Annotated in this window: 15 protein-coding genes; all 15 read right to left on the bottom strand. The window is 65.7% G+C overall.

All coding sequences use genetic code 11. The features are described from left to right. Window positions 1–31 precede the first annotated feature (31 nt). The 15 genes from ASE96_RS03800 to thrB all read right to left on the bottom strand — a co-directional run bounded on the left by ASE96_RS03800 (window position 32) and on the right by thrB (window position 14,996). On the bottom strand, window positions 32–856 hold the full coding sequence (locus ASE96_RS03800; protein WP_056426119.1) for a F0F1 ATP synthase subunit delta: 825 nt from the start codon (window positions 854–856) through the stop codon (window positions 32–34). Continuing rightward, window positions 856–1,404 carry a F0F1 ATP synthase subunit B gene (locus tag ASE96_RS03795; RefSeq protein WP_056426116.1) on the bottom strand — a complete coding sequence of 183 codons (549 nt, stop codon included), beginning with the start codon at window positions 1,402–1,404 and terminating at the stop codon, window positions 856–858. The genes ASE96_RS03800 and ASE96_RS03795 overlap by 1 nt, the downstream gene beginning before the upstream one ends. A 57-nt stretch (window positions 1,405–1,461) precedes the next feature. Continuing rightward, complete coding sequence (atpE, locus tag ASE96_RS03790) at window positions 1,462–1,665, bottom strand: ATP synthase F0 subunit C (RefSeq protein ID WP_009356484.1); 204 nt, start codon at window positions 1,663–1,665, stop codon at window positions 1,462–1,464. Window positions 1,666–1,743: 78 nt separating this feature from the next. Next, the gene (gene atpB / locus ASE96_RS03785; protein WP_056426113.1) at window positions 1,744–2,544 is read right to left on the bottom strand and encodes a F0F1 ATP synthase subunit A; all 801 of its coding nucleotides are present in this window, start codon (window positions 2,542–2,544) and stop codon (window positions 1,744–1,746) included. A gap of 91 nt (window positions 2,545–2,635) precedes the next feature. Further along, complete coding sequence (locus tag ASE96_RS03780) at window positions 2,636–2,965, bottom strand: hypothetical protein (protein WP_056426111.1); 330 nt, start codon at window positions 2,963–2,965, stop codon at window positions 2,636–2,638. Further along, window positions 2,958–3,443 carry a hypothetical protein gene (locus ASE96_RS03775; RefSeq protein ID WP_056426109.1) on the bottom strand — a complete coding sequence of 162 codons (486 nt, stop codon included), beginning with the start codon at window positions 3,441–3,443 and terminating at the stop codon, window positions 2,958–2,960. The genes ASE96_RS03780 and ASE96_RS03775 overlap by 8 nt, the downstream gene beginning before the upstream one ends. Before the next feature lie 122 nt (window positions 3,444–3,565). After that, window positions 3,566–4,588, bottom strand: coding sequence for an MraY family glycosyltransferase (locus ASE96_RS03770; protein WP_056426107.1), 1,023 nt, complete (start codon window positions 4,586–4,588; stop codon window positions 3,566–3,568). After that, window positions 4,588–6,465, bottom strand: coding sequence for a polysaccharide biosynthesis protein (locus ASE96_RS03765; protein ID WP_056426104.1), 1,878 nt, complete (start codon window positions 6,463–6,465; stop codon window positions 4,588–4,590). The genes ASE96_RS03770 and ASE96_RS03765 overlap by 1 nt, the downstream gene beginning before the upstream one ends. A 174-nt stretch (window positions 6,466–6,639) precedes the next feature. After that, window positions 6,640–7,596 carry a glycosyltransferase gene (locus ASE96_RS03760; protein ID WP_056426101.1) on the bottom strand — a complete coding sequence of 319 codons (957 nt, stop codon included), beginning with the start codon at window positions 7,594–7,596 and terminating at the stop codon, window positions 6,640–6,642. A 7-nt stretch (window positions 7,597–7,603) separates the two neighbouring features. Beyond that, entirely contained in the window at window positions 7,604–8,512 is a 909-nt protein-coding gene (locus ASE96_RS03755) for a glycosyltransferase (protein WP_056426100.1), read from the bottom strand. 1 nt (window position 8,513) lies between these two features. Further along, on the bottom strand, window positions 8,514–9,278 hold the full coding sequence (locus ASE96_RS03750; RefSeq protein WP_082492548.1) for an L-threonylcarbamoyladenylate synthase: 765 nt from the start codon (window positions 9,276–9,278) through the stop codon (window positions 8,514–8,516). A 42-nt stretch (window positions 9,279–9,320) separates the two neighbouring features. Continuing rightward, window positions 9,321–10,187: a peptide chain release factor N(5)-glutamine methyltransferase gene (gene prmC / locus ASE96_RS03745; RefSeq protein WP_056426097.1), complete on the bottom strand. Its 867-nt coding sequence runs from the start codon at window positions 10,185–10,187 to the stop codon at window positions 9,321–9,323. A 16-nt stretch (window positions 10,188–10,203) separates the two neighbouring features. Next, a complete protein-coding gene (gene prfA, locus ASE96_RS03740; protein WP_056426093.1) occupies window positions 10,204–11,277 on the bottom strand; it encodes a peptide chain release factor 1 in 1,074 nt (357 codons plus the stop codon). A gap of 233 nt (window positions 11,278–11,510) precedes the next feature. Continuing rightward, window positions 11,511–13,682, bottom strand: a complete 2,172-nt coding sequence (gene rho / locus ASE96_RS03735) for a transcription termination factor Rho (RefSeq protein ID WP_056426089.1) — start codon at window positions 13,680–13,682, stop codon at window positions 11,511–11,513. Between the two features lie 327 nt (window positions 13,683–14,009). Next, window positions 14,010–14,996 carry a homoserine kinase gene (gene thrB / locus ASE96_RS03730; protein WP_235500094.1) on the bottom strand — a complete coding sequence of 329 codons (987 nt, stop codon included), beginning with the start codon at window positions 14,994–14,996 and terminating at the stop codon, window positions 14,010–14,012.

Below are 14,996 nucleotides of genomic sequence, written 5' to 3'. Positions count from 1 at the left end.
TTTATCAGTTAAGTTGTGCTTGTCCGGCTTGCTAGGCAAGCTGACGGTGAAGCTGGCCCAGGCGGGCAAGAACCGAAGCGTCAACCACTTCGTCACCCACCTGGATCCGGATGCCACCGATGAGCGCCGGGTCAACATTCATGTTGATCTTGAGCTCCCGCCCGTAAAGGGCATTCAGCCCCGCCTGCAGGCGGCTGGTCTGCGTTTCCGTCAGCGGACGGGTGACACTGACCGTTGCAATCCAGCGCTGCTGGCGCTTGGCTGCAAGCTCGGCGAAGCGACGGACGAGCTTGGTCGCCTTGAGGCCACGCGGCTGCGACACTGCCTGTCCAATCAGGACTTTCGCTTCCTCGCTGGCACTGGGTACGAGCTTTTCAGCGAGGGCAACCTTGGCAGCCGGGCTCGCCTGGGGTTCGGACACAGCACGCTGGACCTCGTGGTTGGACTCCACAGCCTGGTTGAAGGAGAACAGATCGTTCTCCAACGCTTCCAGGCCGCTGATTCCCGAGGCAGAGACGGCAGACTTGTTCTCAGCAACGGCGATGACCACCGAAGCGGCAAGAGTCTCGAGTGCATCGCCGATATCCCGGGCGGAAGCCCAGCGCGAGCCGGCCAGTCCGCTCGCGATTTCCACAGCATCCGCGGAGACTTTCCCGCTGAAGAGCTGCTTGATAAGCGCTGACTTTTCGTCGCCGCTGCGGGACGGGTCAGTCAGGGCGCGGCGCAAGCCAGCCGAGCTGTCCACCGTTCCCAGGATTCCGAAGAGTTCCTTAGCCAACTGCAGCGAGGCAAAAGGAAGCTTGGCTTCCAGCGCCACCAGCGCCGCGGTCAGCGATTCGCTCGATACACCTGCCATTACTTAGCTGCACCTGCGTTCTGGTTCTCCAGATCTGCCAGGAAGCGGTCAACCACACGGGCCGAACGCGCGTCGTCCTCGAGCGACTCGCCGACGATGCGGCCAGCCAGCGTGGTGGCAAGGGTGCCCACCTCCGTGCGGAGCGACACAACGGCCGCCTGACGCTCGGACTGGATCGCCGCGTGGGCCTGCGCCGTGATGCGGGCAGACTCTACAGCTGCCTTCTCCTTCAGGTCCGCAAGGATCTGAGCGCCTTCGGCACGGGCTTCCTCGCGGATGCGGTTTGCCTCGGCACGGGCATCGGTGAGCTGCTGCTTGTACTCTTCGAGTGCAGCGGAAGCCTCTGCCTGTGCCTTTTCAGCCTTGGCGATGCCGCCTTCAATGGCCTCAGCACGCTCTGCGAAGGTCTTTTCGAACATCGGGACAACGTACTTGACCACGATGAACATAAGAACAGCAAAGCCGGCGAAGACGACAAGCATTTCCCAGGGATTGGGAACCAGAGGGTTGGCGCCCTCCGTGGCGGCTGAGATGATCAGCTGATTCATAATTCACCCGTCCTTATCTACTCGGTTCTGGATGTTCGCTTAGTTCTAAAGATCAGACTAGAGAACGAAGGCGAAGACCAGGCCGAGGATGGCGAGGGCTTCAGTCAGCGCGAGGCCGAGGAATGCGATCGGCTGGAGCACACGCTGTGCCTCCGGCTGACGTGCGACGCCGTTGATGTAAGCGGCGAACACGAGACCAACACCGATACCACCGCCGATTGCGGACAGACCGTAACCTACGAGGTTGAGATTGCCTTCCATTTTATTCCTTTCAAGATGCCATCTATGTGGCAGGTTGTTTGGTGTGCTTCATCCCCAGAGGGGAAGATTTTGGGGTGCCTAGTGGCTGTCCGCGTGCAGCGCGCCTTCGATGTAGATCGCGGTCAGCAGGGTGAACACGTACGCCTGCAGGACCATAATCAACGCTTCCAGCATGTACATGGCGATCGCCCCGCCAAGAACGAGAACCGACGCGCCCTTCAGCAGGAGGTTTTCCTGCGTGACGAGGTACTCGATTCCGGAACCGGCGATCATGACGATGAGGTGGCCGGCCAGCATGGTCGCGAACAGACGGAGGCTGTGCGTAACCGGGCGGACCAGGAAGTTGGAGATAATCTCGATCGGAATCACGATCGGAAGAATGTAGCCCGGGACTCCGGACGGCACAGTTGCCAGCTTGAAGTACTTCAGGCCGTTCTTCTTGATGCCGATGGCGATCCACGTGACATACACGATCCCGGCCATCACGTAGGCGCCGCCGACATGCGAGAAGGTGGGGAGCTGGATCAACGGAATGGCGCCGTAGATGTTGTTCACCAGGATGAAGAAAAACAGGCTGAACAGCAGCGGGACGTACTTCATGAAGTCTTTGCCGCCGATGATGTCCTTGCCGATGCCGTTGCGGACGAAGCCGTAGGCGGCTTCACCTGCAAACTGCAGTCTGCCGGGAACAAGCTGGCCCTTGCGGGCAGCCATCAGAAAGAATGCGGCGATAATAACGACCGAAAGGATTACCAGCAGCATCTGCTTGGAGAATCCGTCGGCCGCCCCCCACGGCACGATTGCCGGCAGGTGGATTTCTTCAATTCCAGGAGGCGTAAAAGTTCCTGAATCTTGGGCCGGGAGCGCAAGCGCGATCAACGCGTTTCCTCTCTGCAGTGTCCATCATTGGGCGTTGGTAGGTGAAAGGCGGCGTTGCGGCCAGCCTCTCCCCCTGTGAAATTATTTGGCATTACTGATCCTCGTCCTCGGACGGGCCACGTGCAGCATTGTCCCCGCCAGCGGAATTATCCGGGCTGGTGAGGCCGTGCATATGAGAAAGATAGAACCCTCCCGCGGCTCCCAGCAGGGCGCCTGCGAGCACAATCCAGCGGGTTCCCCACAGATTATCCAGACCCCACCCTATCAAACTCCAGACGAGGATTCCGCCAACAATGTAGCTGAAGACGGCGATGCCGGCGTTGTATCCGCCGTCGCGTCCGTTGTCCGAAACACCGGGGGCTCCGGCGGTGGTTTCAGGGGTGCCGGGCTTGTTCTTCTGCCGGTCTTTGCGGCTAAACATCGGTGCCGCCTTCCGGAGTCTCGGGGTCGTTATAGAGCTGCAGCCGCGCCTTGCTGAAACCGTAGATTTCTGCGGCCTGCCACAGGACCACTGTCACGACGGCGCCGGCCAGGAACCAGCGCCCGTTCAGCCACTCGGGACTGCCGATGGCGAACAGCACCACGGCAAAGCCGACGACCTTGATGAAATACGTGGCCGCGAACAGGCCGATGGCACCGGAGGAATGGTTTCGGCCGCCGAAGTGGCCCACCAGGAGGCTGATCGCGAAGAAGGCAATCACCAGGGCCCCGCCAAAGACGGACGAAAGCGCAGCCTCCACGCCGTCGAGCATAAGTGCCGCCAGGGCGGTGAGCAGCAGCGCTCCGCCGCCAACGGCCGAACTGATGGCCAGCAGGCGCAGCCACAAGGATTTCGTGGGACCTGAGACACCAACGGGTCCGGCGCCGGACACGGGTCCGGGTTCGGCGTTGGAGGTCATTGGATCCCAATCGTCGAGGAGTTGGCTGCTGTTCAGAAGTCGCGGGCGTCAACCCGCACCTGAATTCTACACGAGATAGAACATAACCTGGCCCGCGGCCGGGCCAGGCGGTGCTTGGGGGCTTATGAGGCGGGCACCCGGGTGACCTTGTGCCGGCGCCGGAAGCGCCGGATCAGGTCCGGGGAGGCGAGGTAGAGCACCAGCACGGCCAGGCTCCCGGCGGCGCAGAGCACCACGATGGCCAGCGGCGCCGTGGCGGCGATGAAGCCAAGGACAATCACTGCCGCGGTGCAGACTGAGACCGTGGCGGCCGATTGCAGGTGAGAGAAGCCGACGTCGGTCAGGCGCTGGTAAACGTGCTCCCGGTGCGATGCGTACCACCGTTCGCCGGCCTTGATCCTGCGCAGCAGGGTATAGCCGGTGTCCGCCAGGTAGACCAGGAGCGGTGTCAGGAGGTATTCGACGTAGACGCCGCTCAGGAACCCCGCCACCGCCAGGGCCGCGGCCGAGGCGCCGAGGAGGTAGCTGCCGACGTCGCCGAGAAAAACGGATCCCCGGGAAAGGTTCCAGGGCAGGAATCCCAGGAAGGCCATGGCCAGCACGGCGCCGCCGGCGGTGAGCCACGGCTGTGCGGCGAGCACACCGGCCACCGCATAGGCGCCGCCGGTCAGGATTCCGTGGAAACTGGAAATGCCGTTGATGCCGTCCATGAAGTTGGCAATGTTGATGTAGGCCGCGATGGCCACCGCTGCCAGGGGCAGCCACCAGAAGGACTGCCCGGTGAGGACGAGCAGCGCCGCCGACCCGGCCGCACCGATCCCCAGCTGCGCGGCGGCGCGGCCTCGGATGGAGAGGCCCCGGAGGTCTTCGATCCATCCCACGGCCGCGCTGGCGCCGATCACCGCAAAAACTACCAGGAACACTGAGCGGTCCACCGTCACCGCCCCCAGCAGGAGGGCGGCCGCGTATCCGACGGCGGTGGCCAGGGATACGGCCACGCCCATGCCGCGGATGGTGGTCCGGCTGTGGGAGGACCTGGCCGACGGAACGTCGACGACGCCCATCCTGACAAGCCACGGCTTGACCGCGAACGGCAGCAGGATGCTCGCAAGAAGGGTGATGCCGGCCGTGAGGTACAGGGGCATCACGACGCTGCCGCCCTGATGCTCTCGCCCGGTTCATCGGCCTCGTCGTCGGGGATGGACTCGATGTCCAGGCCCTGCTCGGCCTCGCAGCGGGCCAGCCAGACATTAAGGTCCAGCCCGGCAGGGTCCTGCTCGTGGGCCCGGGTGTGGGAAATTTTGGGATGCAGGGGCCGCTCGTCCAGCTCGCCGGTTCCCACGAGTTCCTCGTGGAGCTTCTCGCCGGGCCGAAGCCCGGTGTAGATGATGTCGACTTTCTTGCCGGACATCGCGATCATGCGCTGGGCGACGTCCAGGATCTTGACCGGCTCCCCCATGTCCAGGATCATGACTTCGCCGCCCCGACCGATCGCGCCGGCCTGGATGACCAACTGGCAGGCCTCCGGGATCGTCATGAAGAAACGGGTGACTTCGGGGTCCGTCACCGTCACCGGACCGCCCACGCGGATCTGTTCCGTGAACAGCGGCAGCATGGAACCGCGGCTTCCCATCACGTTGCCGAACCTGACGGAGACGAATTTGCGGCCCGTCTGGCCTGCCATCCAGGCCGCAAGCTTCTCGGCAACGCGCTTGGAATGGCCCAGCGCCGTCGTCGGGTTGGCTGCCTTGTCCGTGGAGATATTCACGAAGTGGGAAACGCCGCTACGCTCGGCCGCGCGCAGCACGTTGAGGGTGCCCAGGACGTTTGTCTTCCAGGCCTCCACCGGATATTGCTGCAGCAAGGGAGCGTGTTTGAGGGCGGCGGCGTGGAACACCACCTCCGGGCGGCGGTCCTGGAAGATCTCCTGCAGGGCGGCGCCGTCACGGATGCTGGCCAGGACGGTGTCGCGGCCGGCGAGAAGTCCCCGGCCGGTGATGGAGATCTGGGTATGCTGCAGCCCTGTTTCGTCATGGTCGAGCATGATGAGTTCCGCCGGCGAGAACTGGACGATCTGCCGGCACAGCTCGGAGCCGATGGATCCGCCGGCGCCGGTGACCAGGACGCGTTTGCCCTTGATGTAGCCCGCAATCTCGTCGACCTTGATGTCCACCGGTCGGCGCCCGATCAGGTCCTCCACCGCCACGTCACGGAAATCGGAGAAACCTTCGGGTGCGCCGCGGCCGAGCATGTCCCGGAGCGGAGGCAGGACCAGCACCCTGACGTTCAGCCCTGCGACGGCGTCGGAGATCCGCCGGACAACGGACGCCTCGACGTTGGCGAAGGCCAGCACCAGCACGGTGGCGCGGGTGCGCCGGATGAGGGCCGGCAGGTCGTCGCCGCGGCCCAGGACCTGGACTCCGGATAGCCGCAGGTGCTTCTTGCCGGGATCGTCGTCGATTAGGCCCACCGGGAAATACGGTGAATCGGCGTCCTGCAGCATGCGAGTCAGGAGGGAGTTGCCCAGGAAGCCCGCACCGTAGATCAGGGTGTTCTGGGCGCCCTCGCCGGGGCGGTTCTTGCCCTCGACATATAGCCTCTTGGCGTAACGGGCGGCTCCCATAAAGAGGCAGGCGAACGGGAACGCGATGAGCCCGACGCTGCGGCCGATGCCGATGGCCTCGTATAGCACCAGCAGGCTCAGGGTGATGGAGGCGGCCACGATCACGGTGACGAAGACGAGGGCCTTGGCCTCCTGGAAGCTGCCGAAGGGATACCTGCCGCGGTACAGCGCCAGCGCGTAGCCGGCCGCGGCCTGCACAACGATGGCAATGGCCATGATGATGATGGCACTGGCAAGCTGTTCTTCCCGGATGCCCATTTCATAGCGCAGCAGCAGGGCAAGGACGATCGCCACGACCCACGACATCGAGTCGAGGAAAAGCTGGATCCAGATCCAGAGCGGCGGCTTCTTCTCGTCCAGTGCCGCGGCAGGTTCGCGCGCTTCAGATTTCGTAGTCAACAGAGATTGCAACCGACTTCCACTACCACGGCGGCCATGCGCCTGTTTCAAAAATTACCCGCCGTGCAACTGTCGGACGGCACCCGGGTCTCAGACGATACTAATAGGTATCGCGCCGGCAACCCGGGTCCGCGTCGTCCGCGAGGGGGTGGTTCACCCGGATCCGCGCCTGGGTCAGCCCTGATCCCCGGCCGTTGCAGGAGGCACCGGCGGCATGGGTAGCCAGTTGGAATCGGCGAGGATGCCGCGCGATTCGCGCCACCCCTGCCACAGGGCACCGGTCCCCTTCAGGCGGCGTTCAACCAGCACCAGGCGCACAATTTCCTTCAGATACGTCAGGGCCGTACCGGCCCCGAATCCGAACCGGTTGTACTTGCCGTAGACGCGCAGGTACTGCGCCACGTGGCCGCGGTTGCGCATCACGTAGCGGCGGCTCAGGTCGGACGAATCGTTGAGGTGGCGCACGCCCAGATCCACCTGGCGCTGGGCCCGGACCTTCTTGATGACAAAAGCGTTGACGTAGACCACCGGGGTCTGCTGCGCCGCCAGCCAGCCGTAGATGAGGTCGTCCCAGGTGATAAAGAACCGCGGGTCCGGTAGCCCGATGCTGCGGGCCAGGGACGCCTTGATCAGCATGCCTTCGAAGTTTCCGACGTTGGTGCGGAAAACGTCGGATTTGCGGAAGACGTCGCCGGTGACGGGCAGGAACACGCCGAGGGCTTCGACAAAGTGGTGCTGCCAGAAGAATGGCTTGCCGGCGGCGTCGTAGCGGCGGCCAATCATGCACGAGTAGTCCGGGGTGAACTTATCGAGCGCCTCGACCGCCCCGGGGAGCACCTCGACGTCGTCGTCCATAAGCCACAGCCACTCGGCGCCGGCGCCGAGTGCGAGCTCCACGCCGCGGGAGAACCCGCCGGAGCCGCCCACATTCGCGGACAGGCGTTCGTAGTGGATCGGCACTCCGCCGGCGGCAACGGCGCGTGCGACCACGTCAGCGGTGTGGTCGTCGCTGGCGTTGTCCACCACCACGATCCGGTCCGGGCGCGTGCTCAGGCGGCTGAAGGACTCGAGCAGGTTCTGCAGGAAGTCGGCCCGGTTGTAGGTGACGACGACGGCAAACAGGTTTTTCATGTCCGGCCTAGCTGTTGGTGGACATGAGCTGGGCCGGTGAGCCGAAGCCCTTTCCGCGGAAGCCGGTGGAATAGGCCCGGAACCAGTGCGCGAGGCCTTTAAGGTCGCGGGTCTTCAGGAAGTAGAACGGGAAGCCGACGATGTCCGCGCCGAACCAGCGAACGTTGCGGTACTTCCGGGTGAGGTAGCCACGGTTGCGGAAGTAGCAGTACCGCTTGAAGTCCCCTTCGGGGATGACCGGGGTGATGAAGCCGCCGAAGACCGGCTTCATCTCGGTCCAGGTGGCGGGGTGCTGCACGGCAACGGTGGCCAGCGTGCCGTATTTGAGGCCGGCCTTTTTGACCCGCGAGAGGAAATCGACTTCATCGCCGCGGATGAAGAACTTCACGTCGGGGATTCCGATCTTGTAGAAGACCTCCGTGCGGATCAGTGCGCCGTTGAAGAAGTGCACCATGTCAGGGAGGAAGCCCATGGGCGCCAGCCGGGTGCGGTCGTTGGTCAACAGCCCGTTGATCCGGAAGTTGAAGGAGAGCCGGTTGGGGTCTGCGGTGGCGGCGACGAGCGGGCTCACGATATCGAGCTGGTGCTCCTCGGCGGCCGAGAGCAGTTCGGCGAGGCAGCTTGCATCCTCGGGGTGGCCGTCATCATCCATCATCCAGATCCACTCCGCGCCGCTGGCCATCGCGGCCAGGATCGCGTAGGCGAATCCCCCGGCACCACCGAGGTTCGCCTCGGAGCGCAGGTAATTGATGTTGTCCCCGCCGGCGCGGACTACGTCCGTGGCCGGGACGGTGCCCGAGTCAACGAGCGCGATCGAGTGGATGGCGGCGGTCTGTTCGGCCAGCCCCTTGAGGAGGAGGGCGAGTTCCTCATGGCGGTCAAACGTTACGGCCGCGACGGCGACTTTGGGCTGCATGTCAGTTCCTCGGGGAATCGTCGACGGCGGGCGTTTCGGGGGTTTCGGCGGTCTCGGAGGTTTCAGCGGTTTCGGGGGTTTCAGGCGGTTCGACGGCGGAAGGCTCCTCGCCGACGCCCAGCACGCCCGGGACAACTTCACGCAGCCGCTCAAGGCTGATGGCGCCCTGGCGGACCACCCGCAGCGGAACGGCGGTGGCATCAACGATGGTGGAGGGCAGGGCCTCGGCACCTTCGGCCGGGCGGGGCCCGCCTTCGAGGTAGACCTCCACCGATTCGGCAAGCTGGGCTTCGGCGTCGGCGGCGGTCTGCGCCGCCGCCTGGCCCGTGCGGTTCGCCGAGGAGACGGCCAGCGGCCCGGTGAGCGTGAGCAGGTCCTGGGCGACGTCGTCGGCCGGGATCCGCAGGGCGACGGTGCCCTTGGTTTCACCGAGATCCCAGTCCAGGGACGGCTGGGCGTGCAGGATGAGCGTCAGTCCCCCGGGCCAGAAGGCCTCCGCGAGGCGCCTCGCCTCGGCCGGGACATCCGTGGCGAGGCCGTCGAGGGCATTGAGCCTGGGGATGAGGACGGGCGGCGGCATCTTGCGGCTGCGGCCCTTGGACGCCAGCAGCAGGGTCACGGCGAGGGGCGAGAACGCGTCGGCGGCGATCCCGTACACGGTGTCCGTCGGGAAGACCACGCATTTGTGCTCCCGGATGGCCCGCTGGGCATGTTCAAGTCCGGCAGCGCGTTGCTCGGCTGCCGTGCAATCGTAGCTAGTGGTCACTGGCCTATTCTTTCATCACTTCGTGCGTTGCCCGGCCCACGCTCAGGCGGCCGGCCCGGCCAGGACGGCGCTCGTGGCCCGGTCCTTGCCGTTGAGGTCGTGGTGCGTGGTCACTGCGTCCCACAGCCCGGAGCGCTCAAGCATGGCGGCGATCCAGCCGGCCTGGACTTCGGCGTGTTCCATCACGAAGTACCCTCCGGGGACCAGCAGCCGGGCCGCGGAGGTGGCCGCCGCCGTCGGAAGTTCCATGCCGTCCGCTCCCCCGCCGTACAGCGCCTCGGGCGGATCGTGCAGCGCCACCTCGGGTTCGTTGGGGATGGCTTCGGCGGGGATGTACGGAGGATTGGAGACGACGACGTCGAACGTCCCGTTGTGCCCGGGCAAGGCGTCACGCAGGTCGCCGCGGATGAGGTGGACCCCGAGTGGCAACAGGTTCCTTGCGGCCCAGGCGTGCGCAAACTCGCTGAACTCGACGGCGTGGACCTCCGCGTCGGGGACCTCGTGCGCGATCGATCCCGCGATGGCCCCGGACCCGGTGCCAAGATCCACCACCTTGGGATGCGCCATGCCCTGCAGCCGGTCAATCACCAGCTGCACCACGGATTCCGTTTCCGGCCGGGGAATGAAGACTCCCGGTCCGACGGCCAGTTCCAGGTAGCGGAAATGCGCGACGCCGGTGATGTGCTGCAGCGGAATGCGCCGGGCCCGCTCGGCGATGAGGTCCTGGTACCCCTCCGGCGCCGGCGTGTCGCCCAGCATCAGGGCGCGCAGCCGGCCGAGCCCGACGCCGAGGAGGTGCTCGGCCAGGAGTTCGGCGTCGACGCGGGGGCTCGGGACGCCGGCGGCGGCAAGCGTGGAGGCGGCCTCGCGGACTGCCTCCGCGAGGCTCTGCCCGGTTCCTTCTGTCATCACGACGGCGGCCGGACTAGTCGCCGATGGCGTCGAGCCGGGCCTGTTCGTCCAACTCGATGGCCGACTGGATGACCGGCTCCAGGTCGCCGTTCATGACCTGGTCCAGGTTGTAGGCCTTGTAACCGGTGCGGTGGTCCGCGATCCGGTTTTCCGGGTAGTTGTAGGTCCGGATGCGCTCCGAGCGGTCCATGGTGCGGATCTGCGACTTGCGCTGGGCCGAGTTCTCGGCGTCGATCTGCTCCTGCTGGTGCGCCAGGATGCGGGCGCGGAGGACGCGCATGCCGGCCTCGCGGTTCTGCAGCTGCGACTTCTCGTTCTGCATGGCCACCACAATGCCGGTGGGAAGGTGGGTGATCCGGACGGCGGAGTCCGTGGTGTTCACGGACTGGCCGCCGGGGCCGGAGGAACGGTACACGTCGATCTTCAGGTCGTTCTGGTTGATCTCGAGCTCTTCGGGCTCGTCCACTTCCGGGAGCACCAGCACGCCGGCGGCCGAGGTGTGGATACGGCCCTGGGATTCCGTCACGGGCACACGTTGCACCCGGTGCACGCCGCCTTCGAACTTCAGCCGCGCGTAGACCCCCTCGGCGGGATCGTTCGAGGTGCCCTTGATGGCCACCTGGACATCCTTGTAGCCGCCCAGGTCGGATTCGTTGGCAGAGATCATCTCGGTCTTCCAGCCGCGGGATTCCGCGTACCGGGTGTACATGCGCAGCAGGTCGGCCGCGAACAGGGCAGCCTCGTCGCCGCCTTCGCCGCCCTTGACTTCGAGGATCACGTTGCGGGCGTCGTCGGGATCGCGGGGAATCAGGAGCCGGCGCAGCTTCGCCGCAGCAGAGTCCAGCGCGGCCTCAAGCTCCGGCACCTCCGCGGCAAACTCGGGGTCCTCGTCCGCCATTTCCTTGGCAGCCGCAAGGTCATCCTGGATGCCGTGCCAGGCATGGTACGCCTCAACGATGCCATTAAGCTGAGCCGAGCGCCGCCCCAGTTTCCGGGCAAGCTTCTGGTCAGCGTAGACAGCAGGATCCCCAAGCTGCGCCTGGATAGCATCATGCTCATCCAACAGGCCCTGTACGGACTCAAACATTTTCAAAACCTCTTTCGACTCTTACAAGTCTAGTTACGCCAACAAAACTGGAGCGCGGCTGGCGAGTTAACGACGAAGCCGCACGGATTCTTCCGCCCCGGGAGTGGCATCGGGCCTGCCGGAGCCGGGTGGCCTGCGATCGTAGATCGCAAGCCACCCGGCGTAGGGGCGGGGGCGGAAGAATCCGTGCGGCGTTAGCGCGCGGCACCGCCACTATCGAGCGGTGAGCTCAGCTACTTGTCGTTATCGGACTTCGCACCAAGCGTCGTCTTCTGCACCTGCATGAGGAACTCGACGTTGCTCTGGGTCTCCCGGATCTTGTTCGTCAGCAGTTCAAGGCTCTGCTGTGTTTCGAGTCCGGAGAGGACGCGGCGCAGCTTCCACATGATCTTGACTTCCTCGGCGGAAAGCAGGTTCTCTTCGCGGCGGGTGCCGGACGCGTTGACGTCCACGGCCGGGAAGATGCGCTTGTCGGCCAACTGGCGGGACAGGCGCAGTTCCATGTTGCCGGTGCCCTTGAACTCTTCGAAGATGACCTCGTCCATCTTGGAACCGGTCTCGACGAGCGCGGTGGCCAGGATGGTGAGCGAGCCACCGTTTTCGATGTTGCGGGCTGCACCGAAGAAGCGCTTCGGCGGGTACAGCGCGGCCGAGTCGACGCCACCGGACAGGATGCGGCCGGAAGCCGGTGCCGCCAGGTTGTAGGCGCGGCCCAGGCGGGTCATGGAGTCGAGGAGCACCACTACGTCCATGCCCATCTCGACGAGGCGCTTGGCGCGTTCGATGGAGAGCTCGGCCACGGTGGTGTGGTCGTCGGCGGGCCGGTCGAAGGTGGAGGCGATGACCTCACCCTTGACGGTGCGCTGCATGTCCGTGACTTCTTCAGGACGTTCGTCAACGAGCACCATCATGAGGTGGACCTCAGGATTGTTGGTGGTGATGGCGTTGGCGATGGACTGCAGGATGAGCGTCTTGCCGGCCTTCGGCGGCGAAACGATCAGGCCGCGCTGGCCCTTGCCGATCGGAGCAACCAGGTCGATGACGCGGGGGCCGATCTTCTTCGGGTCCGTCTCGAGGCGCAGGCGCTCGGAGGGGTACAGCGGGACGAGCTTCGCGAATTCGACGCGGTCCTTGAGTTCCTCGGGGGTCTTGCCGTTGACCGAGGTGACGCGGACCAGTGCGTTGAACTTCTGGCGGGCGGACTGCTGCTGGTTTGCCTGCTGGGACTCGCCTTCGCGCGGTGCACGGATGGCGCCGACCACGGCGTCGCCCTTGCGCAGGTTGTACTTCTTGACCTGGGCGAGGGAGACGTAGACGTCGTTGGGGCCGGGCAGGTAGCCGGAGGTGCGGATGAACGCGTAGTTCTCCAGCACGTCCAGGATGCCTGCGACGGGCAGCAGGACGTCGTCCTCGGTGACCTCGACGTCGTCGACGTCCGGTCCCTGGGCGCGTCCCCGACGGCGGTCGTTGCGGTCGCGGAAGCGGTCGTTGCGCGAGGTGTTGTCGCGGCTGTCCTGCCCGCCGGAGCGGTCGGAACGGTCGTTGCGGTCGCGCCGGTTGCGGCGGTTCCGGCGGCTGCCGCCGTCGCTGTCGTCGTTGTCGCGGTTGTCGCGGTTGTCGCGGGCGTTGTCGCGGCTGCCGGCAGCCTCGTCGCGGCCGCCCCGGGTGCGGGTGTTTTCACGGCGCTGGCCGTCTTCGCTGCCCTGTTCGGCCTGGCGCTGATCGGAACGCTGTTCGGTGCGCTGATCAGAACGCTGTTCCGCACGCTCGGCCTGGCGCTGATCGCCGGACGCCTGCTCGGCAGGAGCCTCGGTTGCCGTGCCCTGGGCAGTCCCCTGGGCAGTCCCCTGGGCAGTCCCCTGACCTCCGGTCTGCTCGGCCACTTCGCCGCGGCGGCGGTTGCGGGTGCGCGGCTGGCGGGTGCGTTCGCCGACTTCGGCGGCAGAACCGGTTTCAACAGACTCGGCGGGAGCCGCCGGGGCCTCTGCCGGAGCGGATGTTGCCTCGGCGGCGGGGGCCGTGATGACGCCGTCGCTGCCGGCGCGGCGGCTGCGGCCGCGTCCACGGGCACGCGGGTTTTCCTGGGCCGGGGCCTCGGAGTCGGTGGCGGGTGCAACAGCCGGAGCCGCGGACTGGGAGACGGTGCCGTTGTCGGTCGCCTTCTCAGCAGCGCGGGCCGGGGCCTTGCTCACGGGAGTGCCGGCGCGGTGGGCGGAAATGGCGGTCACCAGATCGCCCTTCCGCATCCGGGAACCGCCGGAAATCCCCAGCTGGCTGGCGAGAGCCTGGAGCTGGGCGAGCTTGAGGCCGGCGAGGCCGCTGCTCTTGGCGGGTGCTGCCGTTGACGATCCGGCAGCAGAAGATGATGTTTCCACAGCTGAAGACAGCTCAGTGGTTTCGGTCACGAAGGATCCTTCCCCCTCGACGGCGTCCAGGCTAGGAGCTGGACGCGATGATTTTGATCCGGGCTGCAGTTCAGATCTGCAGCCGCGATTTCGGCCTTGCCGGATGGATATTGGCCGACACGGCCGGATACTGCATTCACCTGGCGCGTTCCGGAACATAAGGAACGGCGGGCTGACGTGTCAGGGGTGCAGAGATAGTTTTCTGCGGATTCCTGCGTCAGACCAAAAGCAGGTGGCACCAGAAAATATTGCGCAGTGAAAGATGAGAGAGGCAACTAGGCCAACATCGCGGTCTTATGAACGGTATTTTACCTACCGCCTGCGTGATTACCGCCGGTGCACTTCCACTTTAGCACCTTCAACGTCCACAGCCAGCTTCATCACACGCCAGCCCACGCCCGGCGTGTTGCCTGCCGTGAAGGAGCCGATGAACTCGACGGCGGCCTCGGCCTGGGCCTCTCCGTTGGCCAGGACCAGCACGGTGGGACCGGCTCCGGAGACGACGGCGGCAAAGCCGGCGCGCCGCAGCGCGGCGATCAGGTCAGCGCTGGGCCGCATGGCCTCCGCGCGATAGCTCTGGTGCAGGTAGTCCTCGGTGCCGGCCAGCAGGAATTCCGGCTTATGCGTCAGCGCGTGGATCAGCAGGGCCGCCCGTCCGGAATTCATCGCCGCGGCGTGGTGGCCCACCGAGGCGGGCAGCAGCGCCCGGGCCACTTCGGTGGAAAGTTCAAAGTCAGGTACGGCCACCACGGGGATAACCTCGGCGGCTACCTCTGCGCACGTGCTGCTGTACTGGTCACTGTCCTGCCATGACAGCGCCAGTCCGCCGAAAATCGCAGGTGCGACGTTGTCCGGATGGCCTTCCATCTCACTCGTCAGCTGCAGGACCCAGTCCCTGTCCCGGCGCGATGCCTCGGGGACGAGGGCATTGGCGGCGGTCACGGCGGCCACCACGGCACTGGCCGAAGAGCCCAGTCCCCTGCCGTGCGGATTGATGTTGTCTGCGGTAATTCGCAGGCCCTCGTGCCGGAAGCCCAGGCGGTGCAGGGCCTCCGTGAGGGCCTTGACCACCAGATGGCTGGCGTCGCGCGGCAGGGACTCCGCGCCTTCCCCGCTGAGCTCGAACTCCAGCTCGCCGCTGTCCAGGGTTTCCACCGTCAGGGTGTCGAACAGCGTCAGCGCCAGGCCCAGGCTGTCATATCCGGGACCGAGGTTCGCGCTCGTGGCCGGCACGCGGACCGTCACGAGCTGACCGGCCGGAACCGCCGGCGTGTCCGCGGCGGACTCGGCCGGGATGGTGAGGGTGGTTTCCAC

This window comes from Arthrobacter sp. Leaf69 (assembly GCF_001422645.1).
Lineage (GTDB): Bacteria > Actinomycetota > Actinomycetes > Actinomycetales > Micrococcaceae > Arthrobacter.
This window is presented reverse-complemented; position numbering and strand designations above follow the sequence as displayed.

What these genes read in the sequence shown, in the direction of transcription:
- atpE (WP_009356484.1), bottom strand. Translation starts at nt 1,665, where the DNA reads ATGGAAGGCAATCTCAACCTCGTAGGTTACGGTCTGTCCGCAATCGGC.
- ASE96_RS03755 (WP_056426100.1), bottom strand. Translation starts at nt 8,512, where the DNA reads ATGCAGCCCAAAGTCGCCGTCGCGGCCGTAACGTTTGACCGCCATGAG.
- ASE96_RS03795 (WP_056426116.1), bottom strand. Translation starts at nt 1,404, where the DNA reads ATGAATCAGCTGATCATCTCAGCCGCCACGGAGGGCGCCAACCCTCTG.
- prfA (WP_056426093.1), bottom strand. Translation starts at nt 11,277, where the DNA reads ATGTTTGAGTCCGTACAGGGCCTGTTGGATGAGCATGATGCTATCCAG.
- ASE96_RS03800 (WP_056426119.1), bottom strand. Translation starts at nt 856, where the DNA reads ATGGCAGGTGTATCGAGCGAATCGCTGACCGCGGCGCTGGTGGCGCTG.
- ASE96_RS03780 (WP_056426111.1), bottom strand. Translation starts at nt 2,965, where the DNA reads ATGTTTAGCCGCAAAGACCGGCAGAAGAACAAGCCCGGCACCCCTGAA.
- ASE96_RS03760 (WP_056426101.1), bottom strand. Translation starts at nt 7,596, where the DNA reads ATGAAAAACCTGTTTGCCGTCGTCGTCACCTACAACCGGGCCGACTTC.
- ASE96_RS03770 (WP_056426107.1), bottom strand. Translation starts at nt 4,588, where the DNA reads ATGCCCCTGTACCTCACGGCCGGCATCACCCTTCTTGCGAGCATCCTG.
- prmC (WP_056426097.1), bottom strand. Translation starts at nt 10,187, where the DNA reads ATGACAGAAGGAACCGGGCAGAGCCTCGCGGAGGCAGTCCGCGAGGCC.
- ASE96_RS03775 (WP_056426109.1), bottom strand. Translation starts at nt 3,443, where the DNA reads ATGACCTCCAACGCCGAACCCGGACCCGTGTCCGGCGCCGGACCCGTT.